The organism is Nonomuraea sp. NBC_00507, from assembly GCF_036013525.1.
Classification (GTDB): Bacteria; Actinomycetota; Actinomycetes; order Streptosporangiales; family Streptosporangiaceae; genus Nonomuraea.
Window position 1 is genome coordinate 14,739 of record NZ_CP107854.1, and the last position, 25,700, is coordinate 40,438.

Genomic DNA, 25,700 nt, shown 5'->3' on the forward strand with positions numbered 1-25,700 from the left:
GTGCCCAGGGCACAGCACCGACTCCCTGGCGACTCGCGGCAGGCTGGCCATCAGCGGAGTTCCCCTTCCTGTACCAACGGGTCCGGGAACCGTCGTTCAGGGCGTCGTCGCGGCGCCGCCCCCGGGTGATTGCGTGGATCGCAACCGCGCGGGCAGCGATCGGTCCAGAAGCCGGCGAAGTAGTCGTCCCGCACGTAGCAGGCGACGGACACGCTGTGGTCGTGGGTGTCGTGTCCCCGGCAGTCCGGGACTGGCTCGCGGTCACGGCCGAGTGGGTCCCGGCCCACCACGCACTCGCTGTCGCCGTCGGCGTGCACAAGCAGGATGCCGCCGCACGATGGCCAGGTCAGTAGCCGCTGGCGACGTGGGTCTGCCGCCAGCCACTGCTCCTCGTACCGCTCCGCGAAGGAGCGGCATCGGGAACGGATGTGGAAGCGCGGCTCTTGCCCGCCGGGCAGGTCGAGGTTGTCGCCGGGGTAGGTGATGGATTTCTGCCTGGTGGTGATCGGTTCGGCGCAGGCCCAGCACGCTCCCGGCGGGATCGCCTCCATCTTGGCGACCCGGTTCAGGCTGGCGGTGATCTGCTCGTCCTCCAGTTCGGCCCAGCATGGCATCGGCTCGCCACAGCAGGAGCACTGCGGCCACCGGCCCCCTTCGTATACGTGCCAGGTCATGTAGGTGTCAGCAGGGATGTCCATCTGGGCGCTGGTCTGGGCGGCGGTGAGCCACTCCGGTTTGGCGCCAGCGACCCACTGAGCGCGAACGCGGTAGGGGCGCCGCCGCCAAGTGGCTATGTTGGGCATCCCGGCGTCCAGCCACTTGTCCCGGTCGGTGTCGCTCAGTGGCAGGTCCTGTACCTTTTCAACTCGCCACACGGCGTGGCGCAAGGCGATGAGCTGGCCGGGTTCGGGGCGTGGGTACTCGGTGCTGGTGCGAACCGGATACCACCTCACTGGGGCACCACCGGCAGGAGGATCACGCCGTCGCGGACGCCGCCGGGTTGGCGGTAGTGGCGTTCGAGCGCCGCCACTTCGCGGGCGAACGCGAGGAGCTGCTCGGTTTCGCCCTCGCCGGAGAGGACGGTTACTGTCGCGTTCACCGGGACGACCTCATCAATCTGCGGACCAGATCGGCGAGCCCGAGAACCGCAAACACGGCGACGATGAGCAGGACGTGGCCGTTCCCCGTCTCCAACGCGTACCAGACAAACCAGAGCGAAACCGAGAAGGTCGTCAGTGACAAAGCGGCGAGGAAAGCGACGAAGCCCGGGGCGAACGGTCGCGTAACGGGCTCGAACAACCAGCGCCAGAAGCGGCGGATCACCAGACCACCTCCGACGCTGACGGCAGCAGCTCGTCCGCCGCCACCATGAGCGCGAGCTTGGCGCGCTCGTTCACGTCCTGCCGTTCACGCCCGTCCACTGCCGTCACCCACCTTTGCGCATCGCCTCGAGCACGAGGTTCGCCGTCTTGGCCAGACGGCCCGTCAGCTCCTCCACACGCGCCTGCCGCTGCTGAAGCCGGATGTGGTCACCGCAGTCGACGAGCGCGGTCGCCAACTCGTGCGGACTCATCCGGTCCAGGCGAGTGCCATCGCCCCAGGCGTAGTCGTCGAGCGTGGCCCCGATCAGCTTCTCCACCTGTTCGAGCAGGGCCAAGCGACGCGGCACGTCCTCGGCCGCATGACGGGCCGCACGCTCCCGGGCGTCGGTGACGGCCTTGTAGAGCGCGTCGCGGTGCTGCTCACGCAGTTGGTCCATCTCGGTCAAGCGGGCGTTGTCCGTCCGTCTGACCAAGGTGGCCAGCAGCTCCAGCGTGAGCGCCGGCTCCTTCGCCTCCGCCTCCACCACGACCCTGAACCGGCGCCGGCTCGCGGTGGCGGGAGGCTCCATCAGCCCCCAGCCGGCGGGCAGCTCGTTCTGCTGGACGACGCCCGCGGGGGCAACGACCCAAAAACGCGAGGCGTACGGCCACCAGGCCTCGGCCTTGCCGGGGTCGGCAAGCTCTCGCAGCCAGTCAGCACGCGAGACCTTGAGCTCGTGCACATCGAGCGCCAGGCCGCGGGAGGGCCACAGCCCGATCCGGACCAGGTCCGCCCGCCCGCCGGCCCCGGGCGGCGTGCCCGGGGCTTCGACTTCGCGAAGCAAGATCTCCCCATCGCGGACAGCGCGGGGCTTACGGTAGTGCCGTTCGAGCGCGTCGTACAAGGTGGCGGTATTCAACGGGGCCTCCTCCTCCAGCGGAAGACGAGCATGGGGAAAAGGAGCATGTAGACCGAGTCCGGGGCGATGTAGACGCCGACCCACAGATCTCGCGGCTCGACGCAGACCGCCAGGCGGCCGACGGTGAGACGGCGCGTCATGCCAGCCCTTGAAGGTGAGCGCGGATGGATTCGAGCGCGGCCGTCTCCCGCTCGGGCGGCGGCTCGCACATGTCGAGGTAACTGGCGGCGACCTCGACCAGCACGGCCAGGTCCTCTCCGGGCACGGTGACCTGGCCGATGCTGTGCTCGCCCAGCGCGCGAACCACCGCGGCGGTGACTTCGGCGGGCGTCATGCCCGCACTCATCGCATGGCCGACCACCTCGGCGAGCGTCCGAGCGCTGATCACCTCGCGCGCCCTCCCGTTCCGGCAACCGCGGGGCAGCTTCGCTCTCGCGTTCCGGCCAGACGTTCAACCCGTGGACGATGATCGGGTCGTACACGCGGCTCTCCTCTCGGCGCCGGACGGGGGCGAGACGGCATGAGGCTACGCAGACAAACCAATCAGATGCAATACATCTAACATGCTCAAACGGCTATCTCACCGACCGAAGAAGCCGGCAGACCGCGCCTCGCTCGAGCACCTCCGACCCCAGCCCTGCCGCCGACCGGCCCTGCCCAAGGGCCGCCGTGAGATGACAGGGCCGTCCCCGCACGCTGCCCCGTACGCAGCCCGCGCACGCTCGGAGGCCAGGACCCACGTCACCCGCCAAGGCCTCGAGGCTTCTGCGCCGGCGGTCCGCCGGTGAGCCCGGCCACGCAACAGGCACCTGCTGGTATCTCATCAGGGCCCAGGGCCACCCGTCACCGGTCCCTTGAATCACCCGCGGCGGCCCCCGCTGAGCGCCGTCGCCTGGACGCCGTGGCCGCCGGGAGGGCCACACTCGTGCGACCACGCCGCGTGATCGCTCAACAGGCCCGCCCCCAGGGCACTAAAAACGACGTGAACCAAAGCATTGACTCCTACCTTATTTGATGTATTTTACTATTTAAATGGTGTTTAGGAGAACGACGATGACCCTCTTTCTCCCCCACTGGGCTCTCTTCCTGACCGTGAACTTCTTCGCGACCTCGCTGACCGGGTTCTACGGCCACCGTGCCCCGGCTCTCCTGACCCTCCCCATGGTGGGCAGCGCATTCGTCCTCGCAGTCACCGCCGACACCGGCCAGCCCCACCCTCCCCGCACAGTCCTCCTCGTGCTCATAGCAGCCATGTACGGCTGGGCGCGCGGCGGCCTCCTGGTGGAGCGGCGGGCACAGTACCGCGAGCCGCTTCCCCGCAACCGGGCATGATCACTGCTTCGTCCATCCATCAACCACGCGTCCCCGTGGAGCCCTCGTTCCTCGGGGACCTGCCGATCGTCCCCAGCTGCCGACATAGCCCCGCTACCCTGCCGCACAGCCCGACCGCCCTCGTCCTCGACCGTTCCGCCGCAAGGGAGCACACCGTGCCCGACCCGACGCCGCTGCCACTGACGGTGCCGCTGCTCGTCACCGTCAAGACCGCCGCGCCCCTGCCCCGCGCCGCCGCACAGGACCTCATCGAGCGCCTGGCCGCCGCGGCCGCCCGCGTCGACGCCACCGACCCCTCCGTCATGCCCGTCTTCCACCTCTTCGACGATCAGCCGGGCCACTACCCGCTCGTCCTCTTCATCGACGCCACCGACATCGCGCACGGCCACACCGAGACGATGGACGACCTCGTCCATCGCGCGCTCGCACGAGTCGAGGCCGAGGCCGGCGACCTGCCGATCGAGGTCGGCACCCTCAGCCAGGAAGAGGCCCTCGCCGCCGGCAACACCGCCGACCGCATCTACAGCCCCGCAGGAGCCTGGAGCGACCACCGCGCCGAAGCCGACGACCTCAAGCGCCTGGTCGACGGTCCACCCCTGCCGTGCCCTCGCGACTGCGGCCACGGCCTCGACGCCCACAGCGCCGATCTTGGGTGCTGGCTCTGCGATTGCACGTACGGCAGGTGACCTCACATGTGGATGCTGACCGCCTGTAACCGCACCCGCGGCCGCATCGTCGCGGCCGTCCACACCAGCAGCGTGCGCGGACACGAGCTGGAGGCGCTTCTGGCGCTCCCCTACACCCCGCACGAGCTGAATCTGGGCACGGCCCAGGCCTGCACCGTCGACCAGTTCCACGCGGCGCTGGCAGCCTGTGAGTCACCCGCCGGACCCGCCGCAGAACGCCTGGCCGCGTTGCTTGACGAACTCGCCCACCTCGCCCACGCGGCAACCACAGAACAAGCCGACAACCCCGACGATCTCATTCTGATCGTCCGACGCTAAACAGGGGCGCGGAGGAAACTCCATGATGGACGAGAGCGAGATCACCGCAGCGGCACTGGCCACGGCCCTGCACTCGCTGGTCAACACTTACCCAACCGACGACGAGCCCGCCGTGGCCTCCCTGATCATCGAACACGACAACGGCGGCCGCCAGCCAGCCCGCCTTCAGGCCGGGCACCTGGACTGGCTACTCCGGATGATCATGGACGAGGTGGCGACATGTCGCAACGCGCATCGCGACGGCGACGACACGTGCGCGCACTGCACAGGCACAGGGCAAGCCAGAACCAGATGACCACGCACCCCGCACCCCCAGCCGAACCTGTCGAACCGCCCTGGAGCCTCGAGGAGGTACCACTCGACCGCCGGCGAAGACGTCCATGCCGCCCCGTGCGCGCGTACGCCACCTGACCGACATCATCCCGGTCGCGCCCGGGCCACCCGCCCGACCGCGGACGACCACCAGGCCCTCCATGCCCAGCGCCGGCGGCCCGCCGGTAAGCCGCCATCCACGCGCTCACGCCTCCCCCGGCACGCCTCCCGGACTGATCCCCACGAGGAGGAACCGGACATGGACGACCACGACGGCGGGCAGCGACAGGACGACCACTCAGCAGGGCACCGCCACGCCCGAGTCACCACGCCCGGCGGTGTACAGCGACGAACGCCGCGGAAGCCGCACACCGTCCCGGCACCGCCTGGCTCATCGGCGAGCCAGCCCGCCATGGGCCCCTCCCCCTTACCCGAACAACCACGACGGCCCGCGTCGCCCGAACGCCCTGGCCACCGTGAGCCACGTGCCGCGGCCGCCGGTGAGCCGGCGCCTCTCGTCGGGGGGTCGGGCATCACGCGCTGTGCTCCCCGCGTTCCCGTCGCGCCCGTGCACGCGCCCGGGCCAACGACTCCGCTCGGCGTCGCTCCTGCTCATCCGACGCCTGCTGCTGTTCCGCCCATCGCTCACGCACCCCTGTCGCTCGCTCCAGCGCGGCGTTCTCGATCGACGCAACCGCGGCCGCATCGGCCCGCGCCCACCGATTCGGGTCCTGCAGCCGTGCCCGGCGCTCGCGCCGGCGAACTTCATCCTGCTCGTGCCTGCGGAGCGCCTCGGCCGCCCGCGGCCCGGCCCGCGCCAGGGCATCGCGCAGCAGCTCGACGCCCTCGGCGTAGTCCACCGTTCACCGTCGCTGGGCGGAGGCCTCGGCGAACCGGCGCCGGCGCTCCAACTCCTCGCGCCAGTCATCCCGCCGCGACAGCTTGAGCCGGTTGATCGTGGGGAGCCCGCGCTTTTCCAGCAGCATGCGCGCCAGAGCGGCGCCCCGCGTGTGGCTCATGTCATCCCGGTCGAGAGCAGCCTCTCCCGCCCGAGGAGCCGGGGCCGTTGCCTCTGCCGGCGACATCCTCGGCTCGAGCTCTGGCGGTTTCAGCCCCTTCTCCGCCGCCAGCACCGCATGCGACCACGCCGGAGCCTGCTGCGCAGCACGCCGCCGGACCTCGGCCGCCGCCCGCCGCTGCGACGGCAACGGCAGCACGCGGCCGTCCGGCCCGATCCACGCCGACAACCGATGCCGCACCCAGCCTGCCGGATGCCGGATCTCGGCCGTGCTCAACCACGTGTACGTCCACCGGCTGTCGTCCTCACGCACGTCCAGCGCATGCAGCACGTCCGCCACCGTCGCGCCCGCCTCGAGGACGGGCTTGAGCAGCCAGCGCAGATACCAGGCCGTCATCAGCCGCAACACGGGCGACTCCTGGCGGAGCCGTTCGCAGGCCGCGAGTCTGTCGCGTTTGGTCCGGGGCGTCGTGTGCAGCTGCCATGCCGGCGAAATGCGGGAATGATCACGGAAGCGGCGGTGGTGCGTCTCGCGCGTGTGCGTGGGATCGTCTGTTACTCCCCGGGGGAGTAACAGAAGGGGGTGCAGTTATCCGTTCCGCCTGGTCAGCGCGCTGGCCAGGCGGTTTCGCGGCGCCGCGGCGCCGCACGCACAACACCCACACCGCCGCCCGGTTGCCCAGCCCGTCATCGCCCAGGCTGCCCGCGACCGTATGAGAGTTGGGGCGGGGGCGAGGGCGGTAACGCGCGGTGGAGCCCTCCTCGACCGTGCCGAGCCAGCCACGCCCGCGCAGCCAGCGCACCCAGCGCCGCACCGTGTCCGGGTGCAGACCGGTCCGCTGGGCGATGCCGGCCCGGGTCGGCCGCGAACACAAGGTCGCCCAGTCGGCGTGCCAGGCGATGTCACGCGCCACGCGCATCAGGTTGCCGTAGCCGTCGCTGCGCAGGCCCAGAACCTCCGGATCCTCCTTCAACGCGCACAGCCACGCCTTCTGCGACGCCGCACGGCGCATCCCACGCGGCACCGACGCCAAGATCAGCGCCTTCGACGGCGCAGTCGAAGGCGCCTTCGACTGCGCCGTCGCGAGACTCCCCGCGGAACTGCCCCGGTCCGACACGCCGGTGACACGCCGCCACCCGGCGCCCGGACCGCCCCGATGACGGGCCTGCTTGCGGGCCTGGTGATGGGTTGGTTTAGGCGTGCCTGTCGGACACGCGGCGGTTTCTGATCGCGGGCATGCTGGCATGGCCACGCGGTCGCCTGCCATAATGGCGAGACCTCCTGGCTCCACTTGGAGGTATGACAAAGGGCCGACGCGGCGCCGCTCAGGCGTCAGGTCGGTGAATACGCCGGACGAACCACTCCGTCGCTCAGCTCTCTACGCCGGCAAGCATTCGGGAGCCGAACGACCTGGTGGGTCGTCACGTCAACTGAGAAACGCCCCGCCCCGCGGGGCTTTTCTTATGCCATCACCATCTCCTCCGGCCGCGTCAACAACGGCTCAGGCGACATTCGTCAACGGCAGCAGCTGCTGACCAGAACCGCCCACGAAGCCGGCCGTCGGATCGGCCGCCTCCTCGAGCGCCGGGTCGAGCGTGTGGCCCAGAACCTGCGCCACGACCAGCTCAACAAACCCGGCCACCGACACCCCGGCATCCTCCGCCGCGTCCTCGACCAACCCCCTCAACCGCGAGTCGGCGGTCCACGCCAGCGGGTTACGCCGATCGGCGAGCACATCCACCAGATAGTCGCCCAGGTACTCATAACCCCCCAGACGCTGCTCACCGACCAACTCGCCATGCAAAGCGACCGGCACCCGCACCATCGTCGCCTTACGCGGCCCCTTACTACGGCGCCCACCACGACTCGTCGTCATGGCGCACGATCATGCCGGAAACGGAAACAGAAACACAGCACCCAACCCGCGTGTCGCACACCACGTTTCCGCCTTTCCGCACACCAACACCACGACCAGCCCCGGCCCAGCCACCGCCACACCCGATGGAGCACCCGGGCACGCCACCGGCCCGCGACACCGAGCCCACCGGCGGCCGCCGGCACCACCTGCAGACCGACCCAGCCGCGGCCGCGCGGGCCCCCGCCGTACCAGCCCACCGCAGCGTGGAGGGTCCACTCGACGGCTGAGGGCAAACGCCGCGACCAACAATCCTCAACCCGCCGCCCGGGCGCCGGCGCGCTCGACTGCACCGCCGTCGGCTCGCTACGCACCCAGTCGGCCGGCGCTCGACCGCGGCCGCCGGTGACGCCGGCGGCCGGACGTCCGGGCGCCGGCCCGCCGGCAGGCGTGGGGCCGGACTCATGCGCCTCTCCGACGGGAGGAGCGGCGGCCAACCCGCCCAGGCCCGCGTCTCGACACCGCGGCCCCGCACCGACCCCCTCACTCAGGCTGGGGGCCGCACGACGCGCCCGTCGGGGCCACGTACCGGCGCCTCGCCGGTGAGCCGGCGCTCGACCACCTCGACACCGAGCACCACGTCGGCGCGGGTCTAGTGGCCGCGATGCGCCATGTACGCGCGGGCGATCAGGCGAGCATCGTCCCGGGTCGAGCACCAGCCCACCGTCTGCCAGTCCGAGTTGCTGGCCCAACGTCAGCCCGCCGGCTCGCCTGTCGGATCGCCACCACCGGCCATGGCCGCTCTCCTCAACGCCCGCCACGCCGCGATTGGGGACTCCGCCTGTGTCCACCATGCCCACAACGCCGTCTCAGCCTCGTCCCTATCCGCCAGGGCTGCGGCGAGAACGCGGCGCTGGCCTTCGCGGAGCTCCGCCTTGTCTTCATCCAGAGCGGACGGCATCGTGTTGACGATCTGCCACACCGTGGCTTGCGCGGCGTACCACTCCCGCAGAGCCTTGATCACGTCGTCTGGGACGTCACAGCCAACCGTCATGACGCCTGCCGGGTCCGCTCATTGGATTCCCGCATCAGCAGATCCGTCGCGAGCTCGACCGCCACCTCGATCGCGCGCACCCGCTTCAACGCCTCGTCCAGGTCCTCAACGTCACCGAGTTCCACCGCGGCGTCCATGACCGGTCGGAGAATGTCGGAGATCACATCCCGCTGGTCGTCCATAAAGCGACGTTACGGCCGCAGCGTCACCTCGTCACCACCGGGTCGGCCTGTCAGGATTAGCGGCCCTCCGCAGCGCCATCCAAGGAATGACCACCCAGCCTGCCGCGACACCTGGAAAGCGATCACACAGGTGAGCGAGGATGGACCGGTGAACGACGAGCGCCACGACACCTCCAGCGATGAGGCGCTGTGCGAGGTGTGGAAGGAGATGGGCGCGGCCGAACGGCTTCTCTTCCCGACGGTCGCCGGTGAGCAACCACCACCCGAGGTGAGCAAACGGGTACGCGAGATGTACCGGGAGCGAACAAGCCGACCGCCCACGAGCGGACCACCTACCAGCGACCAGCCCACACCATGAACACCTGGGTGCCAGCCCACCACTTGAACCGATGGAGCGGGCCCACGACGGCGGTGACCGCCACCGCCACCGCCACCGCCCTTGACCACACCGGCCCCCGGACGCGGCGCAGTCGTTCACGCGGACGTGACCGTGGGGTGATTGGGGGTGGGGGGCCGCGGGCACAGCCCCCCACCATTTCTTCCAGGGCTCACCTCACCCAGCAACCCAGAAAGGAGAACACATATCCAGGATGTGTTCTCCCGTCCGGCAAGGACAGCGGCACGATCGACTCCGAACGACGCCGAACACATCCGAACGACACCCACGTGCCCCGGCCAGCAAACCGTCGTCCGGCCACCCCGCCAACCAACACCCCATACTTGGCGGCGAGCTCAGGCGTCTCGGCGATCCATTCCACGGTGTCATGCTTGTCCCAGTGCATGACGGCGGACATCTCGACGATCTCCGCGTAGCGAGGGTCGCGGGGTCTGGTCCGGGTTGGCCCCACGACGTGATCCTTTCGCCCCTGCTCCATATTTACTATTAAAATCCGTCATAGTGGTGGAGCCAACACAACAAGCGCCGCCCTCACCCGGGGCCAGAGCCTGCGACGCCCGAGGGCCCTACGACACCCGAGTCTGGAGACGCGGAAAACTTCGGTGATCACACGTCGCAGAACGCGCTCGTCTCCGGAAGACGTAGGCATGGACCTGCGCACCGGCGACGAACTGCCGATAATCCCTCACACCTGCTCCTGCGGCCGGGCGTTCTGGCCCCAGCCCGGCGACGGCGGCTACTGCGGCATCTGTGAGCTGCCCGAGATCGGCGGGACCGACGTGTACGAACAGCCTGACGACTAGGCAGTGCGACGCGATCACTTCTCGAAGCCAGGCACCACCTCCACTGGAGCGCCGGCCCCGCCGGTGAAACGCCCCCACCCGGCCACCCTCGACAACCCCGACCCGCACAGGACCCGCGCGCGCTCCTTCCCCCAAAGGCGCACCCCGAGACCTCGAGCAGCAACCACCCACCGACGGCATCCCAGCACCACCGACCCGCAGAGCCGAACTCACCGGCAGCCCGACATCGTCCCCGTTTGTAAGCGGACATCTGGAATCCCTGGTTCGTTGTTGCCAACCCATCCAGGTCACGACAAAGGTAACGAACCTTTATGAGGTGTACATGTGTTCGGTCCGTCTAGCTGCATGAACCGGGACCAGCGTGACGGCGAGTGTGATACGCGCCACCCCGTCAGCTTCGGCAAGCGGCTACGGGATCAGATCGATCTCGATCTCGGGCCACAGCGCCTGCAGCGGGAAGGGGTTTGAGGTCACCACTGGCAGCGACCGTCGGCGAGCGGCCTGCACGACCGTCGCAGCCGTCACCTGCTCGGCCGCGTACGGCCCCGCGTTGCGCAGGACCTCAGCAACCCCCGGCGCGCTGCCGGGTGTGAGGTTGTCCACGAGGGTGGTGCCGTCCATGCCGAGCAGCACATCGATCACCGGCGCGGCCGACGAGGGGAGCTGGGCGAGCGCCGCTGTGAGCGCGGCCGCGGTCGTGATAATAGGCACAACGTAGTCGCGGTGCTCCGTGCGCATCCAGACGGTAGCGTCGACGTACGCGGACGACCGTTTACCCCAGGCGATCAGCGCGCTGGTGTCCAGCACACGGCCCTGCACTCCAGGATCCTCGATTCAGGCGGCGTGGGAGCGGCGGGCGGCGAACTCCGCTTCGCGCTGGACAGCGAGTTCGATCGCTTCGGCCGGCGGCGGTCCGCCCAGGACCTCGAGCAGCTTGGCGAGGTTGGCCTGGCGCTGGTCCTCCGGGTAAGGGACGCGCTCCTGCTCGGCGTGGCCCATGTCCTCGGGCGTGGTGTGTTCGGCGTCCATGCCGTAAGGGTACCCATTTCGCCGGTGCGGTAGCCAGCGAACGCGGGGTCCGCGTCAGCGTAGCCGGAACCGGAGCTTGGTCTCGGTGTCGCCGCGCAGCAGTGTTTCACGGATCACCATCATGATGCGGGTGGCGTCAGCGAGGGCTGGTCTCGATCTCCGGGCCATGTTGAACCACAGCACGAGATCGCCCTCTACAACGGAACCTGTTGTCCGGCGACGATCTGGTACCCCTCGCCTGCCTCACGCAAGACGCGCTGTCGCCACGTCTCGAAGCCAGGCATCCCAGAGAGGGGAATGCTCTCTCCGCGCTCCAGAGCCGCACGCGCAGCGTCATTGACGATGGTCTGCTCTCGTTGCAGTTCTGCCACCACATCCATGGAGAGCAAGACTAAGCCTTCCGCCATCGCCGAGAACCCGAACACGCAAGACTCCAGGTCGGCCCTCCGCCCTGGTCCCCCTCGGCGCGGTCCCGGAAGCACAGATCCTGAGCAGTCGGTCAGCATCCATCCGCGCCCTCGGCCGCGGCGGCGGGAATGTTCGCGGCCAAGGGGAGCGACCTACCGTCAGCCGCCGGTGAGCCTGACACCAACGACCGCCAGGGAAGCCACCACCCGGCCGACATCGCCCCCTCCCGCCTCGGGCCGCCTGCCGGACAACCGCCGCACCTCCTGCACGCCGAGCAGCTGCGCGCGTGGTCGAAGGCGATGCTCAACCGGTTCGTTTGATCACGGGTTCCTCTTATGGCGGGCTGTGTGCACTCGTGCCTGCCGGACGGCCAAGCACGAGTGGCATACACATAGGGCCGGGCCAAGTAGAAGAGCGCCTAACGGCCGCGAGGCGCCCCTTCTGAGGGGAGCGGGCCCGTGGACAACGTGCCGCTGCTGGTGTCATCCGGCAGGAACTCTTTGATGATGATCTCGATCTCCGGGCCGTGTTGAACACCCACCAGGACACCGGCGATGAAGCATTGGCACGTGTCTGAAGCATGGTCGTGTTCACCAGCAGGCGGCTCGCAGGTTGGTTCTGCCTCCGTCGACGTACGGCCCGTTACGAGGACTCTTCGGGCCAGCGGAGTCGAAAGGATCCGACGGCCCCATGCCCCGAGCCCGATACCCACACCAAGGGTAAGTAGGAATGTGATCAGGAGCAGCATCAGGCACTGGCCTCCTGATCTTTGACCCGAGTCTGGGTTGCGGCCATCAGTTCATCGAACGTTCTGCCGCTCCGCTGCTCGTACTCCTCGAGAACTCCTTGCCGGACTCGGTAGATGGTCCTATTTCGGTCGGTGAAGTCACGCGCTGCCAGCCACTCTTGGGCCCTGGCGATGTCGAGATCTGTAGCCAGGAGCGCCACGCGCATCATCTGAACCCTCCGGTCCTTGGCCGTGCTCTCGGCCGCAAGTTCGAACTCGTGGTCGTAGTCGACCTGCTCGGCCTCAGCACCCAAGATTGCGCTGCGTACGGCGCTTGCGACCTCTGGAGGGATGGCCTTGAGGTATGGTCGCCTGCGCTGCCTTCGCGAGCGTCGTGCGCGAGACTCGCCCAGTCCCGTGCCATCGTCATGCTCGTCCGCTGTGGAGGGCGTCGGAGCGGGTGTCGCATCATTTCGAGCTAGTGACGTCGACGGGCCGCTGCTGGGGTGAGCCTTCGTTCCGTTGCTGGTGTGATGTCCGTTGACGGTACTGGGCAGTGCGGTCGTGGCTTCTCCGTTGACACGGAAGCCAGGCACGCCGGGCGCATCACTAGCTGTGTGGAAGGCACTCGAACGGCCGTTGTCTGCCGGCTCGGCAGCATGCCTGGGCTGTTCGGATGAGGAATCCAGACGGTTTTGCTCGGCGGACGGTCCGGGGATGGCCTTGGGCGGCGACTCCGTCCTTTTCAACTCATTGCCGTACGACTCTTGCGTGAGCGCGGCCGAGTGGGCGAGTGCCAGTTGAAGCTGTGCGCGCTGCGCCTGGACGACCGCGGAATACGCCGTCGTGAGCGCGCGGTACGTGTTGGCCACCGACCGGCGGCTCCGCACGATTTCGATACACAGGGTCGGGTCGGAGATGTCCTCAGCGACGCCCACGATGTAGGCGGCTTTGGTTTCCGGCCGCAGTGATGGGATGATCCACCGCTGCCAGCTGAAGGATGGAGCCGGCTGCTTGTGGGTTCCCTTGACGTACTGATTGTCGGAGTGCTTCCACACCCCGTACAGATGCCACAAGATCGGCGACAGGAGCGACATGCCGGCAAACATCGCCGCCGCGTCCTTCATGACATCGTCGGTGTGGTTATGCGAGTAGCTGTTGATCGCTACGCCCAGTCCAATGAGGTAGGAGCAGGACCGGGTGACGATGGCGTTGTAGCCCTTGATCAGCCGGTCGTGGGCGTAGAACCCGACGTTGACCGCGACCGACTCGGTGATGGCGGCCGCCACGAGCGCCCACCACCAGTCCCATTCCGCGCCGAGGAGCAACCCGAGGAATTGGCCGGTAATCGCGCCGACGTTCACGGCCACGTTTGCGCCCGCCAGGACCACGCCGCGGTTGACCGTCCGCCACGTCTTCAGGCGTTTCTTCCATTTCTCGGCGGAGAATGTCCAGGTGCGGCGCTGTTTCTGAGCCTTACGGACGTCGGTGAGGTTCTCCACCTCAGCCCGGTGTTGGAGGTTGGCCAGTTCATGCGCGCGACGGGCTTCCTCGCGCAGCTGTCGCTGGGCCAAGCGGAGCCGTTCGGCCTGGAGCTTGCCCTGCTCCCGCTGAACCTGTGAAGTGGTGCGGAAGGGCCACATCAGCACGTCACCTCGCAGTGGGAGGTTTGCGAGCGAACTGCGAACAGCGTCTCGGTGATGAAGCCATCGTCGTTGGTCATGTCGAGCGCTCCTGGAGTGGGGCGACTGTGATCGTGGTGGGCGAGTGTTGCGTCGGCCGTGACCATGGATGACGCGGGTCGATGGCGGAGGCGGCAACCGCCTCCGCCATTCGGGGTTTCCTCTGTCCCGGGCACAGCAGTCAGCGAACCAACAAGCGCATCGTACATATTAGATTAATTGCATGTAACTAGCTTATCTGCTTGTGTGCCCTTACTGGAGATCGCCGAGTGCCTGTCCCCGTGGCGCTTGGGGCATGCTGCCCTCAGCGCCAGTTCGGTGTTCGCTGACAGTTCAAGAAGGTGTCGTCGCTCCAGGCAGTCCGTTCCGCCGCGGGCCAGATGGGAAGAGGGCTGGCAGTTCACGTGGCAGCTTGACGGACGCGGGTCCATCACGTCGCGAGGTAGGGGGACGAGCCGAGCAGGGTGAGGACCAGCCAGTGCCGCACGTCGGCTGTCTGCCTGAGGGTTAGGTCTGCTGTTTAGTCAGTGAGGTCCGGGCCGAGGTCCAACCCAGATAGGTCGGTGAAGAGCCAGTCAACCTCTTCAGGGTCGTGGCCGGTGGGCTCGTAGGCGGTGCCAAACCCATTGCAGAAGGTCGCGTAGGCTTCGTCTTCGCCGTCCTGCAGGTAGGCGTCGAACGTGGAGTTCATGGTGTCGACGTCGACGTGCATGCCAGGCTCGGGGTAATGCCGTCGGCGAGTGTAGCTGCGGCCGCTAGCGATGGGGCCTGCGGTTGTCGTTCCGACGAGGCGTGCGCCGTGGTTACGAATCAGGGCAGATCGTCGGTTCTCGACGGCGCGCTGTCGGCCGACCCTGGTGGAGCGGGCGTGCTGAGCGGCCTGCTGAAGACGTTGCAGGGCGTCACCCCGAGGTTTGCTGATCTTTTGGCCGGCTTCCGTGACCCATCGCTCGACCGTGCGCCTGGTGCGGCCGACGATTCCCGCGACGTTCTTAGGCCCGCCGAGGAGGCGAACCATCTCCTTGATGGAGTTGGGGTCCTCGCCGGTCAGGAGACGATACATGTCGTCCCTGTTGGTTCGAGCGTACGCGCTCAGGTCAGGGTCGTCCTCGACGTGATCGCCGCGCGACATCATGGATCCTTTCGAAAAGTTGGGGACACGAGGTCATCGGGAAACTGGCGACGCTGTTGGAGTGATCAGGACGTCGTCGTTGTGTCGGTCTTACCTCGTGGAACGCCCGTGATCGGATCCCAGTCAGTCGTCAGCCTGCCGAAACCGAACGGAGTGCGTCGCTCGAGCAGCGGGCCGAGCTCGGCCATGTAACCGGAACCGCCGTGTTTGACTTTGCCGAGCTCGAATCCGTACTTCAGGGGGGCTGGCATTGCCGTGACAGGGTTTGGATCGTCGCTGGCATACAGCACGTTGTCCACGTCTACGGCAAGGGGGTGACGTCCGCAGGTCGCGACGACCTTGACCATCTTGCGGATGAGGTTCGCCCGGGAGGCGGCAATGATGTGGTGCTGCCAGTCGGGTCGGTGGTAGATGTCGCCGACGATGTACTTGGACCTGAACAAGCCGACGCCAGCCTTGTAGAGCTCCTTCACGGCGTCCTCAAGCAGCTCGGCCTCAGAGTCTCCGTTCTGGGCTTGGCGCAGGAAAGTCAGCCGTGCGGTGTCGATCGTCTTCCCCCACTTCTCGAGGTAGGTCGTGGAAACGGGCCAGACATACGCCTCAACGATCTCAATCTCGCTGGGTTGGAGATCAAACAGCTCTAGCCCGAGTTGCAGGGTCGGTGTGGTGAGCCAGCGCGCGCCATCGCCGCGGGGGGCGTCACGCGTGCGCCAGGGGTCGGGCAGCATGCGGTCATCCCAGGCGGGAACACGTGCCAGCCAGTAGCCCGGCATCTTGGGATCAAGCTGTGGAGTTTCGAGGTGCTCAGCGGTGCCCAGGCCCAGCTTCGCGTGCGAGGCGGCGGGAAGGTACATCGCTGGCGTGTCGTAGGCATGCACGTAACGACAGCGGGCCTCTTCCGTCGTGGGGGGACGATGCCAGCGCAAATCTCCTTCCAAGTGAAATTCAGCTGGTGGAGGTGGCTCGGCCGGCTCAGTGACCACGAGCTTGCGCGAAGCGTCCATGCGCTTGATCAAATCTTGGCTGGTTCGAGCGGCCGAGACCCGGAAGGGGATGGTGACCGTCTCCGCGTAGCGAAGTAGTCGCTGGGTCAGAGCAGCAGGATGCGGATCGTCATCGAGCAACGTGTCCAGACTCGCCTGAACCACGGGGATGAAAACCAGGTGGGCGCTCTCCTTCTCCTTCCAGACACGCAACCACGGTCCAAGTTGGTCCCGGGCACCGGCGCCCAGCTGCCAGCCGTCGCTGGTTGCCTCGGTGAAGAAGGGGTGCGTGAGCGCCTCGACGAGAACCGCACGCGCCTCGGCGATACGTTGGGGAAGCTCCGTGGGGAGCCCAAGGCTCGCGAGGAAAGCCGGCGTCAACCACAGTTGTCCGGCATCAGGGTAGGTCCTCTTATCCCCGCCCCAGCCGAGGCGCAGTCGGCTTGTGAGGGCGGCAATGTGCCCGGCATGCGCGCATGGTTCCGGGAGGGGCAGCACTTCTCCGCCGGGCAGGTAGATGCCGCTGGCGTCGACCACCGCCGCGGGAGCTCGCCAGCGCGGGGTGGCCTCGGAGGAACTGGTGGGGTGGGCAGGCGCAGACGCCGGTGACTGTGCGCCCGTCTCAGGCTCGGTCTTCCCCAGATCGGCGGAAATGGCCGACCCTGTGGCCGCTTCAGGGGTGGGGCAGCCAGCGTGGAGGAAAACGCCATCAATGCGGAGGACGCACCTGAGACCGCAGGTAACGCAGGGCTGCGGTGTCTCAACGACCTCCATGTGGCAGGTCGCGGCTCGTTCGGCGGCCAGCTGCAGATCAGGCTGTGGCATGACGTCATCCTCCTGAAGGGAAGCGACAGTTTCCGGAGGTGGTGGGGTGGCGCCGGTGCTGCACGGGTCTGGTGCTTCCTCGTCGTCACGCCCGGTTCCAGGATGCTCGTCGTTCTTCGAAAGGTGCGGTTCGGCGGGGTGGTCGGTGCAGGGGGTGTCGGGGCCCGGCGCGGTCGGTGAAGGGGCGACATTTCCTGGGTCGTCGTCGCCAGGGTCGGGGAAGACTGCCGTCTCGGCGATGTCCCACACCCGGGCCCTATTGCCGCCGGGCATAGTGCGAGGCAGTGTCCGGCGCATCTTGCCTTGGTGGGTGCGGGTGGCCAGCACACCGTCCTTTTGGCTGAGAGCGGCGGCCAAGGAGTTCGTGGTTTCTTCGAAAGGCTCGCCGAGTTGGGAGGTCAACAGCCGGATCGCGGCCAGGGTGAGGTCGGGATCCAGGTACAACCGCCGGCCCTGCTCCGTGTCGACATAGCAGCCGATCAGCTTCCCCGGTCGCTGGAAGGTGGCAACTCGGTCGGGGCGCGGGGCGGGGTCAGGCGACCACCCGTAGCGGACGGCGAGTTCTGCGGTGGGTGGGTTGCCGTGGCGGTCCGTTACTCCAGCGATGCGGGCGCGCATCAGGGCGCCGATCAGCTGCAGAGCCCGCGAGCCCGGGTCGGTCGGCGCGTCTGGGTCGGCTTGTGCCTCGCCCGCGGCGGCCAAGCCGTCCCAGGCTCGACGCCAGATGTCGTCGGCCTCGTCAACTGAGTAGGCACCCTGATCAACCAGGTGATCCAGTTGCAGACGCCATCCGGCAGCGAGGTTAGCCAGCGTTTCGGCGACACGGTCGGGGCATCCGTGATCGCGCCACTGGCGGGCATAGTCCACCAGCAGAGTATCGAGACGCGACAGGACCTCTTCCCGGCGCCCGGCGATCCAGCGGACAAAGGAGGCGGTCAAGTGACCGCGGCCGTGCCTGGACTGGGTCCCCCAGAGGATCTCCCGCGTGGCCTGGTCGATCTCGCCTTTGTGGAAAGGGATGGTGAGAGCACGTTCGTTGGCGCTGGCGGATGAAGGACCCACCTCGCTGGTGGCGATCAGGCTGCCCTGGGGAGGCGTGGGTTCGCGGAGCTCCGCTTCGCGGTCCAGCCGATCCCTTGATTCGCCGTTGTACTGAAGGCGGAGGTAGCCCGCTACTCGCTCTGCGGCGGCGCGCATGGATCGGTCCGGGGCGCCATCGTCGGCCAGCATGAGCGTGTGCCGGGCCAGATAGAGCGTCTTGGCGCCGGCGTTGATGGTGGCACCCCGCTCGGACATCGACAGCAGGCTCGCATCAAACGGCAGGTCAGGAGCAACGTGATGCAGGGCGACCTTGGCCATGGAGGTCTTGAGGCTGCCCGGCCCACCGAGGAGCAGGAGGGCGGGCGGCATGCGGGAGATCACCGACCGGTAAGCGGCCCCCGCTAGCGGCGCGCCGATGCGTGGGGGCAGCAGGGTAAGCAGGCCGATGGAGTGCTGGGCGGCTTCCCGAAGGTCAGACGCTTTGGTAGGCGGAGGCGGCATACAGTAATGGGCCAACTTGGAAGGAAAGCGCGTGGGCATCGACACTGGGCCGTTCACGCCGATGCCACCGCCAGCGTGTACGTAGACGTCGCCCGTCGGAGTGGTCACCCAGCCGGGTCCCTGGTGCAGGATGACCACCTCAGCCACCGGGCTAGTCATCCGAATCCCGTCGCGAACTTTAGCCAGTCCGTTGCGGCTGGAGTCGTAGGCGATTCCTGGCCAAGGCAGGTCTTCCAGCCACGAGCCTTTGGCGAAGGCATCCCGGGTGACACGGAGTTCGACGCTCTGGTCGGGAGCGGCCGGGTGTGTCAGCTCCAGGACGTATCCCACAGTGACTGGCGGTTCGTCGGGATCGATCAGACTCGCCCGTTGCTCGATACGAACGATGCGCGCAACGCAGCCCAGGACAGTATGGAATTCGAGCTTCTCTTTCCGGTTGATCCGCGCGAGGACGAGCTCTCCGTGCCGCACGATGTATCGGGGCTTGTTGTTGGGCTCTTCTAGCGGGTAACCGCCGAGATCGTCGCCGGAGCGGCCGGCGCCGTCGCCGTCACCAGAGCCTGCCAGGAGCCGCAGCGCTGGCCGGAGGTCATCCAGGGTGCCCCCTGCGGCGAGATGGGCCGCTGTGGTGGGTCCGGCGGTGGGTTCGACCGCTCGGATGGAGGAGACCACACGGGACAGTTCGTCAAGGATGGCTTGGGCCGCCCGCTGTCCGTCTGGGTCCTTGGGGGCGGTGATGGTGACATCGACCCCCTCCAGGAGAGGCGTGATCTCCTCGTCCCAGGCTAGGGCGCACGCGCCAGCGTGAGTCAATGCAAGGCGGTCTTGCTCCGATGTGGCGATGTAGAGAGGGAGTCGCTTGGCGGTGGCCAAACGCACGGTGAGCAAGGGCTGGTCGAGGGGGAGCAAATCCTGGAGAGATCGACCGGCCTGCAAGTGGTCGGTAACGTCTTTGCCCTCGGCGGGCTCCACGGCACGGACTGCATGAGCCACCGGCTCGAGGTCGTTCAGGAGGCGCAGGGCTCGCTTGTAGCCGGGGCCGTCGCGGTCCGCAACGATCACCAGATCGGCGCCGGCCAGCTGCAGCGTGAGGTCAGGGTGCCAATTCTCAGAGCCGCTCGCGTTTGTGGTGGCACACATGCCCTGCGCAACTACTGAGTCCGCATCCTTCTCGCCCTCGACCAGAAAGACAGGCGAGCCGGCCGCAATCGCCGCTCTAACCTCCGGCAGGCGATACAGCACTTTGCGCTCGGGGGCTCCGTCCTCCCACCGGCCGTCCACCATGTGCTTCTGGGAGAAGGACTTGGCTCGACCGAGCTGGTAATTGCGCTCCTTGCGGACAACCAGACCTAGCGGTTGGCCACGCTCGTCGGCGTAGATGTACTCGGCGACTTTGTGCCACCCGCTGGTTGGCCGGCCCAGGCGGGAGGCGGCCGCCTTCTTCGTGGGGGTGCGGGGCGAAGGGGTGGGGCGCGGACGGCGCCGAGGGCTGGCGGCGGAGTCGCGCTTGGGGGGAGTGGGGTCGTCCCACAGATCGGCCATTCTCAGCTGGATGGCATCAAGGATCAGCTGAGTCTCGCACCCCGCGTGGCAGTGCAGGAGAGTCTGACCGTTCTGCCAGGTGATCGACAGGGACGGCATGGTGTCGTCGTGGACAGGGCATTGCGCCTGGGCCTGGTCGCCGCGTGGGCGCACGGCGTTCCCGAGGCGATCCAGCGCCTCGAGGACACGCCGAAGCGATGCCCGTGGTTCGACGGCCAAGACCGTCACGACGAATCAAGCCTCCTGCTACCGTCTCGGAGCTGCGCGCGAATTCGCGATCGATGCTGGAAGAACGAGACGCCCGGCAGAGGTCCCGGCACCGGTACTCGACGCAAACGACCACGTCAGAGCGGATGCCGACAGCACCAGCAGAGGCCCAAGATCACGGGATGGCGTAAGTAAGTCGGCGGGTGCGACAGCCAAGAGAGGTGCATGAATCAGCGCACACGACCAAGATCTCCACGCCCAATACGGGACGCGAAGGGCATGCCGCGCTAAACTCATGTCACGACTCCAGTTCACAAGGAGTGGACTGCACACCACGTCGCAGGTCTGGCCGGGAACCTACACCTGAGGCGTGATCTTCAAGAGGCCCTCTGCGGGTACGAACCGCAGGGGGTTCTCGCTTTTCTGGGGATGGGGAACTTATGCGCTGAGAGGCATCTCCTCCCGCTCGTCTCGATAGACCCTCCGCAACACCTCAGTCAGCAGGTCCGCTTGGGATACACCGCGCCGCTCGGCGTCCGCCTTGAATCGCCGCGCAAGCGGTGTTGGGACCTTGCCCCACACGGTCTCACGATCGCCCTTGGAAGGACGTCCAGCCTTCCTCTTAGGTTGGGGGTGGGTATCGCTCTCCATGGCTCCCCATAATTCCAGTAGCGGATATCAGTGAGGAGTACTTTAGCCCCATCGGCGTGTCGTCTTTCAATCTTTCACAGCAGCATCTCCGCCGGCACCCCTTGGGTCGAGCCCACCACGTTCACGCACTAGGTGTTGCTCCACCCGTGACCTGGCGATGCAGGCCACGTGAAACACCTCCCGAGCTGCAACCCCTCTTCCTGGCGCGGGAGGGACGGCATCCTCCGAGCCCATGATCCGCTTGCCAAGGACCCGTGCGGATGAGACACCAGCGGATGACCAGTGAGTGCACCGCGCCGATGCCATTGGCCCCCTCTCCAGCTGATGGGGCACGCGGCGCACTCGACCAGGGGCTGCCCGTGAGGCCCGATCACTTTCGCAACTTCGACGCGACGAACGCGTGCCTGCGCAAGTAGGCGACGTAGCTGCCAGCCACCACCACGTCGCTGTTTTCTACCGATTTGGGTTGTTTGCCCGAGCCCTATCTGCCAGATGTTTCCGCAGGCCGCCGCCCGGACCAGAGTGAACCGTTTGAAATCTGGAACATGTAGAGGAGGCCGGCGACGCAGCTACAAGAGTGGGCCGCGAAAAGTGGTGCAGTGGTGCAGCGCAAGGGGCTGTGGCAGGCAATTGTCCAGGTGAGCTGGTCTTTCGTGGGTGCACCACCGGATGCACCACCTCGCTGGCGGGTAGTGCCTTCTGCACCACTCGCCGTGTCGACACACACACCGCTCAATCAGGTGCTGCTGCTCTGCATCCATGCGAACGGTTGCGAGGCCAGTTCCTTCCCCCTCGCATGGGCGACGAGTTTCGCCTTGGGAGTCCGCGCGGAGCCTGGGACGCGGATCTCTCGCGTCGATAGGGCCGATCGACGACCGGCGCCCATGCTGAGCCCGCGCCCTCTCGGCGGGCGCGGGCTGTCAGAGATCGCCCAGCAGAGCGGGATCCATGGGGTCTTCCCCGTCAAGGGCGTCAAGGAAGCGGGTAATTGCCGCGGCCGTGAAGAGCCCGAACATGCCATACCGGCGGACCCTCAGGAGGGCTTCCATGCGGTTCATCGCGGCGACAACATCACGATGGACGCGCGTACCCGTGCCCCTCAACTTAGGACTGCGGCCGCGGTGTGTGGCTCGAAAGTCGTCCGCCCACTCAAGTGCAAGGTTGGGATCGGTGGGCGCTTGACGCAGGGCCGCGCTGACGAAATGAGCGAGAGCGATCTTGCCGCGTTCGTCGGGGCTGGTCACTCGGTCCGAAGCCACGCGGAGGAGTAGTCGCTCCTGAAGTTCGCTTGTGAGCTGCACGGTGTAGCTGCTCCAATGAGCAGACTCGCGTCCGGCCGACACATACATCCGGTCGGCCAGAGTGCGGGCCGTGACAGGCGAATCCTGGGTGCTCTGCGTCGAGGTGGCGACGGGACGCCGCAGTGAGGTGTCTGCCGGTACCACGGCGGAACTGACCTGATCGACCTCTCGACGACTGGACAAGGTCAGATCAGAGCCGGCGCTGAGGGAGGTCGGCGCATCGGCAGGCTCGTCGACGGGAACGGTGGTGCTAGAGACAGAGCGCCTCGCAGAGCTCTCGTCGACCGGGTGATCAGCTGTCTTGGGGGTCGGTTCCGGCTGACCGGTGACCGAAGGCGACGAAGAGTCGACTTCCGGTGCAGGTGCAGACGGACCGGTGACTCTGGTGCGGGGCCCAGGCGTTGCGGCGCGAGTACCTTGCGTAGCTGGATCCGGTTGGGTCTTCTGCTCCTGCGCCGTGTTGGCGTCTGCGGCGCGTCCGTCGCCGGGAATCAACTGCAGATGCGAGTCTGCTCGGGTGAGCTCGTCCGGGGGTTGTTGGACCGGCTGCTCAACCACGCCAGAGGTTTGTGCGGCGCGGCCGTTGGCCTCTCCAGCAGCAATGATGTTGCCGATGTTGCCCGGCATGCGGCTCTTCTTCCGGTCTGCCATCACGCGGCCGCCATGGACGCGGCGCGCTGCTGTAGCTCGCCGGCAAGGTCGACATAGATGGCGGCGGGGGAGCTGCTTGGGTTGAGCAGCGTGACCGGCTTGCCGTAGGCGTATGCCTTGGAGATGAGCCGCGATCGCGGAACCTTCGTCTTGAAGACGGGGATTTGCTGTTCAGCGAGGACGTTGTCAACCCAAGTCGCCTCCTCGCTCTCTTCGTACCTGTTTAGCACCACACCGAGAAAGTGGATCTTCTTGTCGCGGTTCTCGTTGAGGACGTTGAGAGAGGTCCGAAATGCGATCATGCCTCTGGCTGTCATGAGCTCGGGCTGCATGATCGCTACGGCGGCGTCACCGGTGATGGATGCGAGCTGGTGGAGCCAGCCGAGCTCTGGCTTGCTGTCGATGATGACGTAGTCGGCGATGTCACCGAGCTGGTCGAGGAGTTTGGTCAGGGCCTGAAGGCGGCCGACGCGCTGCGTCTCGTAAGCGGCACGCTCAAGGCTGTCCAATTCAGCGGGCAGGAGGAGGAGCCGTCCGCCGTTGGGGTTGTAGTCGATCAGTTCGGTTCGATCGAGGATGTGGTCGGCGGGATTGAGGTTGGGTTCGAGGAGGAGCGTGCCGACGGAGTGGCTGGCGGAAGGCTGAACGCCCATGTACATCGTTGTGTCGGCCTGCAGGTCGAAGTCCACGAGGAGGACTCTGTTACCAGCCAGAGCGAGCGCCGATGCGACGTTCACAGAAGTGGTCGTCTTGCCTGGGCCACCCTTGAGGGTACCGAAGAGGAATTTGAGCATGCGTCTAGTCCCTGCCTGTAGCGAGTGACGCTGCAGCTGATGGTGTGGTGAAGCAGCGGCGTCCGGGATCATCGTAGTGGTAATCGGGACGACTAGGTGAGCAGACACACGGTTATGGCTCACTTACGTCCATGGGTTCGCCTATCGACCGCAAGTGAAGTCTTGCGCTGATGCGACCGTACGACCCTGCGACCGTACGACCCTGCGACCCTGCGACCGTACGACCCTGCGACCCTGCGACCCTGCGACAGTCTTGCTGATCTTACTATCCTGCGACCCTGCGACCCTGCGACTGTGCAACCGAATGCCTGAGTTTCGAACGAGCTTCGGACACGGTTCCTTGTAGTGCTGCTTGTTGCACCATCAGGCGATACGAGGCAGAAATAGATCGACCTCTGACTCACTGTCTTGTAGGAAGCTCCGAGGTCATTGCGGGCTACATGACAAACGCGTTGGTTCCGGAGTGACCTCGGTGTCACGTTGACTACTTGGCTGTAGGTCCGATGACTGTGGTTACGCGTAGGTGGGCAGCTGCCCGGCAAAGCGACCCGGCGAGTTCTCGAAGTGGTGCACGCACGCATGAAGCAGGGCCCCTGTTACTGAGCTCACCACAAGCTCGTTCGGAACAGGGGCCCCGTGATTCACCACTCGCTACCTGTGGCGTTGGGCGTACTACGCACCCTAGCCGATCCAGTGGACAAAACGATGCTCAGCCTTCGGGATGCGTTCAGGCGTATCGCCGGGTTCCTTCGAAAGTTCAAAGCCACGCGGAACCGGGGGCCCGCACGTTGCTGTGCCGAATCAGTGCCATCGCACCGCTTTCGAAGGTCAGATTCCAGTGGCTCGCAGCCTGCCTATCAAGGCCGGCCGCCCCAGCCGTGCTGTTGCTAGCGGCGAATTGCGGCACGTCTGTCTGTCACGGACAGTGATTGGAAACGTCATCTTTCGCGCGCGCCTGTGGGGGCTCCTTCAACGGAGACCTTCCCCCAATGGATCCCCTGGGGCTATGTAACAGTGAGCATACGAGTGAGGAATTCGGTGTAAATGTCTGCCACTCGGAGCGCTTCGCGAGCCCGCAAGGGGGCCGTGTGGGCGTAGGTGCGCAGCGGCATGTGATGAGCCTCGGCCGCGAGGTGCACGGCTGCATATCTCGGCACGGGCGGAGAAAGGAGCAGGTGACCGAACGCCTCGCTCAACTCTGTGAGTACGCCTTTGGCTCCGGCGGTGCCGTCGTACAAGGTGACGGCGACACCGCCCAAGGTCGCCGTGGCTGGATGCGTCTTGGCAAGCCGGTCGAGGGTGTACACGGTCTCGTGGACGCCCGCCACCGCCCACTGACTTGCACTGGACGTAATCAATAGGACGTCGGCGGCGACGATGCCGGCCAGCGTGAGGTTGCCCAGGCCGGAGACAAGATCGATGAGGATGAGATCCCAGTCGGGGCGAGCTGAGTCCAGCCGCTGACGGAACCGAGCACGGGCTTGAACGGTGCCCATGTCGCGTTCGCGGTTCTGCAGCGTTCTCTCGGCCGGCGACAGCCATATTCCCTGCCACGAAGCTGGGACAATGGCGTCGTTCAACGCCACGGCACGCTGATCCAAGCGGAGGACGTCCTTCAAGGTTGGGCCGTCGATGGCCCCCTCTAGTGCCGTTGTCAGGGTGGCTCGCGGATCCAGGTCAAGGGCACACACCCGCAGGCCCTGCTGGGCCGCGGCCTCGGCGAGACCCAGGACCGTGCATGTTGTGCCCACCCCACCCTTGGCCCCCAGGACGGCCACGATGCGAGCTCCCTGCCGCCGTCCACGACGTCGACGAGGGCCGGAGGCGGAACTGCGGCGATCAGCAGTCATGGGAGACATCTTTCCCGATCATTCGACGCGGTGACCACGCTGGCACGCCCCTCAAGGTCGAGGGCGTGTCAGCGTCCACGGGGAGGTCGTCCAAAGCCCCTCGTAGGCGGGCTCTGAGAGAGTGTGGTCCACCGGTCCCGATGAAGTGTTTGTGCTGGCTGGAGTGGCTGTAGCGACCGGGACCAGGACTGGCCCGG

At 66.8% G+C, this 25,700-nt stretch carries 29 protein-coding genes; 8 read left to right on the plus strand and 21 right to left on the minus strand.

Annotated features, from left to right (window positions below):
• Positions 1-50 precede the first annotated feature (50 nt).
• The 6 genes from OHA25_RS59915 to OHA25_RS59940 all read right to left on the minus strand — a co-directional run bounded on the left by OHA25_RS59915 (position 51) and on the right by OHA25_RS59940 (position 2,609).
• Positions 51-953, minus strand: a complete 903-nt coding sequence (locus OHA25_RS59915) for a hypothetical protein (protein ID WP_327591262.1) — start codon at positions 951-953, stop codon at positions 51-53.
• The gene (locus OHA25_RS59920; protein WP_327591263.1) at positions 950-1,099 is read right to left on the minus strand and encodes a hypothetical protein; all 150 of its coding nucleotides are present in this window, start codon (positions 1,097-1,099) and stop codon (positions 950-952) included. Before OHA25_RS59920 ends, OHA25_RS59915 begins: the two co-directional genes overlap by 4 nt.
• Complete coding sequence (locus tag OHA25_RS59925; RefSeq protein WP_327591264.1) at positions 1,096-1,323, minus strand: hypothetical protein; 228 nt, start codon at positions 1,321-1,323, stop codon at positions 1,096-1,098. Before OHA25_RS59925 ends, OHA25_RS59920 begins: the two co-directional genes overlap by 4 nt.
• Before the next feature lie 103 nt (positions 1,324-1,426).
• Positions 1,427-2,221, minus strand: coding sequence for a hypothetical protein (locus OHA25_RS59930; RefSeq protein WP_327591265.1), 795 nt, complete (start codon positions 2,219-2,221; stop codon positions 1,427-1,429).
• Positions 2,218-2,361 carry a hypothetical protein gene (locus OHA25_RS59935; protein ID WP_327591266.1) on the minus strand — a complete coding sequence of 48 codons (144 nt, stop codon included), beginning with the start codon at positions 2,359-2,361 and terminating at the stop codon, positions 2,218-2,220. The genes OHA25_RS59930 and OHA25_RS59935 overlap by 4 nt, the downstream gene beginning before the upstream one ends.
• A complete protein-coding gene (locus OHA25_RS59940) occupies positions 2,358-2,609 on the minus strand; it encodes a hypothetical protein (protein WP_327591267.1) in 252 nt (83 codons plus the stop codon). The genes OHA25_RS59935 and OHA25_RS59940 overlap by 4 nt, the downstream gene beginning before the upstream one ends.
• Before the next feature lie 665 nt (positions 2,610-3,274).
• Here OHA25_RS59940 and OHA25_RS59945 point away from each other — a divergent pair.
• The 4 genes from OHA25_RS59945 to OHA25_RS59960 all read left to right on the plus strand — a co-directional run bounded on the left by OHA25_RS59945 (position 3,275) and on the right by OHA25_RS59960 (position 4,852).
• Positions 3,275-3,553, plus strand: coding sequence for a hypothetical protein (locus OHA25_RS59945; protein ID WP_327591268.1), 279 nt, complete (start codon positions 3,275-3,277; stop codon positions 3,551-3,553).
• A 155-nt stretch (positions 3,554-3,708) separates the two neighbouring features.
• The gene (locus OHA25_RS59950) at positions 3,709-4,239 is read left to right on the plus strand and encodes a hypothetical protein (RefSeq protein ID WP_327591269.1); all 531 of its coding nucleotides are present in this window, start codon (positions 3,709-3,711) and stop codon (positions 4,237-4,239) included.
• A gap of 6 nt (positions 4,240-4,245) precedes the next feature.
• The gene (locus tag OHA25_RS59955) at positions 4,246-4,557 is read left to right on the plus strand and encodes a hypothetical protein (RefSeq protein ID WP_327591270.1); all 312 of its coding nucleotides are present in this window, start codon (positions 4,246-4,248) and stop codon (positions 4,555-4,557) included.
• Positions 4,558-4,579: 22 nt separating this feature from the next.
• Positions 4,580-4,852, plus strand: coding sequence for a hypothetical protein (locus tag OHA25_RS59960; RefSeq protein WP_327591271.1), 273 nt, complete (start codon positions 4,580-4,582; stop codon positions 4,850-4,852).
• Positions 4,853-5,402: 550 nt separating this feature from the next.
• On the opposite strand, the gene OHA25_RS59965 is transcribed toward OHA25_RS59960, so the two are convergent.
• From OHA25_RS59965 to OHA25_RS59980, 4 genes are all read right to left on the minus strand, one after another.
• Complete coding sequence (locus tag OHA25_RS59965) at positions 5,403-5,729, minus strand: hypothetical protein (protein WP_327591272.1); 327 nt, start codon at positions 5,727-5,729, stop codon at positions 5,403-5,405.
• 3 nt (positions 5,730-5,732) lie between these two features.
• On the minus strand, positions 5,733-6,296 hold the full coding sequence (locus tag OHA25_RS59970) for a hypothetical protein (protein WP_327591273.1): 564 nt from the start codon (positions 6,294-6,296) through the stop codon (positions 5,733-5,735).
• 97 nt (positions 6,297-6,393) lie between these two features.
• The gene (locus OHA25_RS59975; protein ID WP_327591274.1) at positions 6,394-6,912 is read right to left on the minus strand and encodes a helix-turn-helix domain-containing protein; all 519 of its coding nucleotides are present in this window, start codon (positions 6,910-6,912) and stop codon (positions 6,394-6,396) included.
• Positions 6,913-7,389: 477 nt separating this feature from the next.
• Positions 7,390-7,704, minus strand: a complete 315-nt coding sequence (locus OHA25_RS59980) for a hypothetical protein (RefSeq protein ID WP_327591275.1) — start codon at positions 7,702-7,704, stop codon at positions 7,390-7,392.
• 185 nt (positions 7,705-7,889) lie between these two features.
• Here OHA25_RS59980 and OHA25_RS59985 point away from each other — a divergent pair, with 185 nt between their 5' ends.
• On the plus strand, positions 7,890-8,033 hold the full coding sequence (locus OHA25_RS59985) for a hypothetical protein (RefSeq protein ID WP_327591276.1): 144 nt from the start codon (positions 7,890-7,892) through the stop codon (positions 8,031-8,033).
• Between the two features lie 464 nt (positions 8,034-8,497).
• Here OHA25_RS59985 and OHA25_RS59990 read toward each other — a convergent pair whose 3' ends face one another.
• Together OHA25_RS59990 and OHA25_RS59995 are read right to left on the minus strand one after the other, a co-directional pair.
• On the minus strand, positions 8,498-8,797 hold the full coding sequence (locus tag OHA25_RS59990; protein WP_327591277.1) for a hypothetical protein: 300 nt from the start codon (positions 8,795-8,797) through the stop codon (positions 8,498-8,500).
• A complete protein-coding gene (locus OHA25_RS59995) occupies positions 8,794-8,979 on the minus strand; it encodes a hypothetical protein (protein WP_327591278.1) in 186 nt (61 codons plus the stop codon). Before OHA25_RS59995 ends, OHA25_RS59990 begins: the two co-directional genes overlap by 4 nt.
• Before the next feature lie 148 nt (positions 8,980-9,127).
• Between OHA25_RS59995 and OHA25_RS60000 the strand changes: the two genes are divergently transcribed.
• Both OHA25_RS60000 and OHA25_RS60005 read left to right on the plus strand, forming a co-directional pair.
• On the plus strand, positions 9,128-9,337 hold the full coding sequence (locus tag OHA25_RS60000) for a hypothetical protein (RefSeq protein WP_327591279.1): 210 nt from the start codon (positions 9,128-9,130) through the stop codon (positions 9,335-9,337).
• A 686-nt stretch (positions 9,338-10,023) separates the two neighbouring features.
• The gene (locus OHA25_RS60005) at positions 10,024-10,179 is read left to right on the plus strand and encodes a hypothetical protein (protein WP_327591280.1); all 156 of its coding nucleotides are present in this window, start codon (positions 10,024-10,026) and stop codon (positions 10,177-10,179) included.
• Positions 10,180-10,587: 408 nt separating this feature from the next.
• Here the strand turns inward: OHA25_RS60005 and OHA25_RS60010 are convergent, their stop codons facing one another.
• The 3 genes from OHA25_RS60010 to OHA25_RS60020 form a co-directional block, all read right to left on the minus strand.
• A complete protein-coding gene (locus tag OHA25_RS60010; RefSeq protein ID WP_327591281.1) occupies positions 10,588-10,998 on the minus strand; it encodes a hypothetical protein in 411 nt (136 codons plus the stop codon).
• 15 nt (positions 10,999-11,013) lie between these two features.
• The gene (locus OHA25_RS60015; RefSeq protein ID WP_327591282.1) at positions 11,014-11,208 is read right to left on the minus strand and encodes a hypothetical protein; all 195 of its coding nucleotides are present in this window, start codon (positions 11,206-11,208) and stop codon (positions 11,014-11,016) included.
• 194 nt (positions 11,209-11,402) lie between these two features.
• Positions 11,403-11,633, minus strand: a complete 231-nt coding sequence (locus OHA25_RS60020) for a hypothetical protein (protein ID WP_327591283.1) — start codon at positions 11,631-11,633, stop codon at positions 11,403-11,405.
• Positions 11,634-11,744: 111 nt separating this feature from the next.
• Here OHA25_RS60020 and OHA25_RS60025 point away from each other — a divergent pair, with 111 nt between their 5' ends.
• A complete protein-coding gene (locus tag OHA25_RS60025; RefSeq protein ID WP_327591284.1) occupies positions 11,745-11,936 on the plus strand; it encodes a hypothetical protein in 192 nt (63 codons plus the stop codon).
• Between the two features lie 427 nt (positions 11,937-12,363).
• On the opposite strand, the gene OHA25_RS60030 is transcribed toward OHA25_RS60025, so the two are convergent.
• The 6 genes from OHA25_RS60030 to OHA25_RS60055 form a co-directional block, all read right to left on the minus strand.
• Positions 12,364-13,992 (minus strand): hypothetical protein, encoded by a 1,629-nt coding sequence (locus OHA25_RS60030; RefSeq protein WP_327591285.1) that lies wholly within the window; start codon positions 13,990-13,992, stop codon positions 12,364-12,366.
• Between the two features lie 553 nt (positions 13,993-14,545).
• A complete protein-coding gene (locus OHA25_RS60035) occupies positions 14,546-15,160 on the minus strand; it encodes a hypothetical protein (RefSeq protein WP_327591286.1) in 615 nt (204 codons plus the stop codon).
• Between the two features lie 62 nt (positions 15,161-15,222).
• Complete coding sequence (locus OHA25_RS60040) at positions 15,223-20,148, minus strand: hypothetical protein (protein WP_327591287.1); 4,926 nt, start codon at positions 20,146-20,148, stop codon at positions 15,223-15,225.
• A gap of 1,679 nt (positions 20,149-21,827) precedes the next feature.
• Positions 21,828-22,835: a hypothetical protein gene (locus OHA25_RS60045; RefSeq protein ID WP_327591288.1), complete on the minus strand. Its 1,008-nt coding sequence runs from the start codon at positions 22,833-22,835 to the stop codon at positions 21,828-21,830.
• A 23-nt stretch (positions 22,836-22,858) separates the two neighbouring features.
• Positions 22,859-23,653 carry a ParA family protein gene (locus tag OHA25_RS60050; RefSeq protein ID WP_327591289.1) on the minus strand — a complete coding sequence of 265 codons (795 nt, stop codon included), beginning with the start codon at positions 23,651-23,653 and terminating at the stop codon, positions 22,859-22,861.
• 1,004 nt (positions 23,654-24,657) lie between these two features.
• Entirely contained in the window at positions 24,658-25,431 is a 774-nt protein-coding gene (locus OHA25_RS60055) for a ParA family protein (RefSeq protein WP_327591290.1), read from the minus strand.
• Positions 25,432-25,700 lie beyond the last annotated feature (269 nt).

Bases quoted from the DNA above. Each gene is read 5' to 3' on its own strand.
- OHA25_RS59935 (WP_327591266.1), bottom strand. From the start codon at position 2,361: ATGACGCGCCGTCTCACCGTCGGCCGCCTGGCGGTCTGCGTCGAGCCG.
- OHA25_RS59945 (WP_327591268.1), top strand. From the start codon at position 3,275: ATGACCCTCTTTCTCCCCCACTGGGCTCTCTTCCTGACCGTGAACTTC.
- OHA25_RS59955 (WP_327591270.1), top strand. From the start codon at position 4,246: ATGTGGATGCTGACCGCCTGTAACCGCACCCGCGGCCGCATCGTCGCG.
- OHA25_RS59960 (WP_327591271.1), top strand. From the start codon at position 4,580: ATGATGGACGAGAGCGAGATCACCGCAGCGGCACTGGCCACGGCCCTG.
- OHA25_RS59985 (WP_327591276.1), top strand. From the start codon at position 7,890: ATGGAGCACCCGGGCACGCCACCGGCCCGCGACACCGAGCCCACCGGC.
- OHA25_RS59990 (WP_327591277.1), bottom strand. From the start codon at position 8,797: ATGACGGTTGGCTGTGACGTCCCAGACGACGTGATCAAGGCTCTGCGG.
- OHA25_RS59995 (WP_327591278.1), bottom strand. From the start codon at position 8,979: ATGGACGACCAGCGGGATGTGATCTCCGACATTCTCCGACCGGTCATG.
- OHA25_RS60005 (WP_327591280.1), top strand. From the start codon at position 10,024: ATGGACCTGCGCACCGGCGACGAACTGCCGATAATCCCTCACACCTGC.
- OHA25_RS60015 (WP_327591282.1), bottom strand. From the start codon at position 11,208: ATGGACGCCGAACACACCACGCCCGAGGACATGGGCCACGCCGAGCAG.
- OHA25_RS60025 (WP_327591284.1), top strand. From the start codon at position 11,745: ATGTTCGCGGCCAAGGGGAGCGACCTACCGTCAGCCGCCGGTGAGCCT.
- OHA25_RS60035 (WP_327591286.1), bottom strand. From the start codon at position 15,160: ATGATGTCGCGCGGCGATCACGTCGAGGACGACCCTGACCTGAGCGCG.
- OHA25_RS60040 (WP_327591287.1), bottom strand. From the start codon at position 20,148: ATGCCGTCCCTGTCGATCACCTGGCAGAACGGTCAGACTCTCCTGCAC.
- OHA25_RS60045 (WP_327591288.1), bottom strand. From the start codon at position 22,835: ATGCCGGGCAACATCGGCAACATCATTGCTGCTGGAGAGGCCAACGGC.
- OHA25_RS60050 (WP_327591289.1), bottom strand. From the start codon at position 23,653: ATGCTCAAATTCCTCTTCGGTACCCTCAAGGGTGGCCCAGGCAAGACG.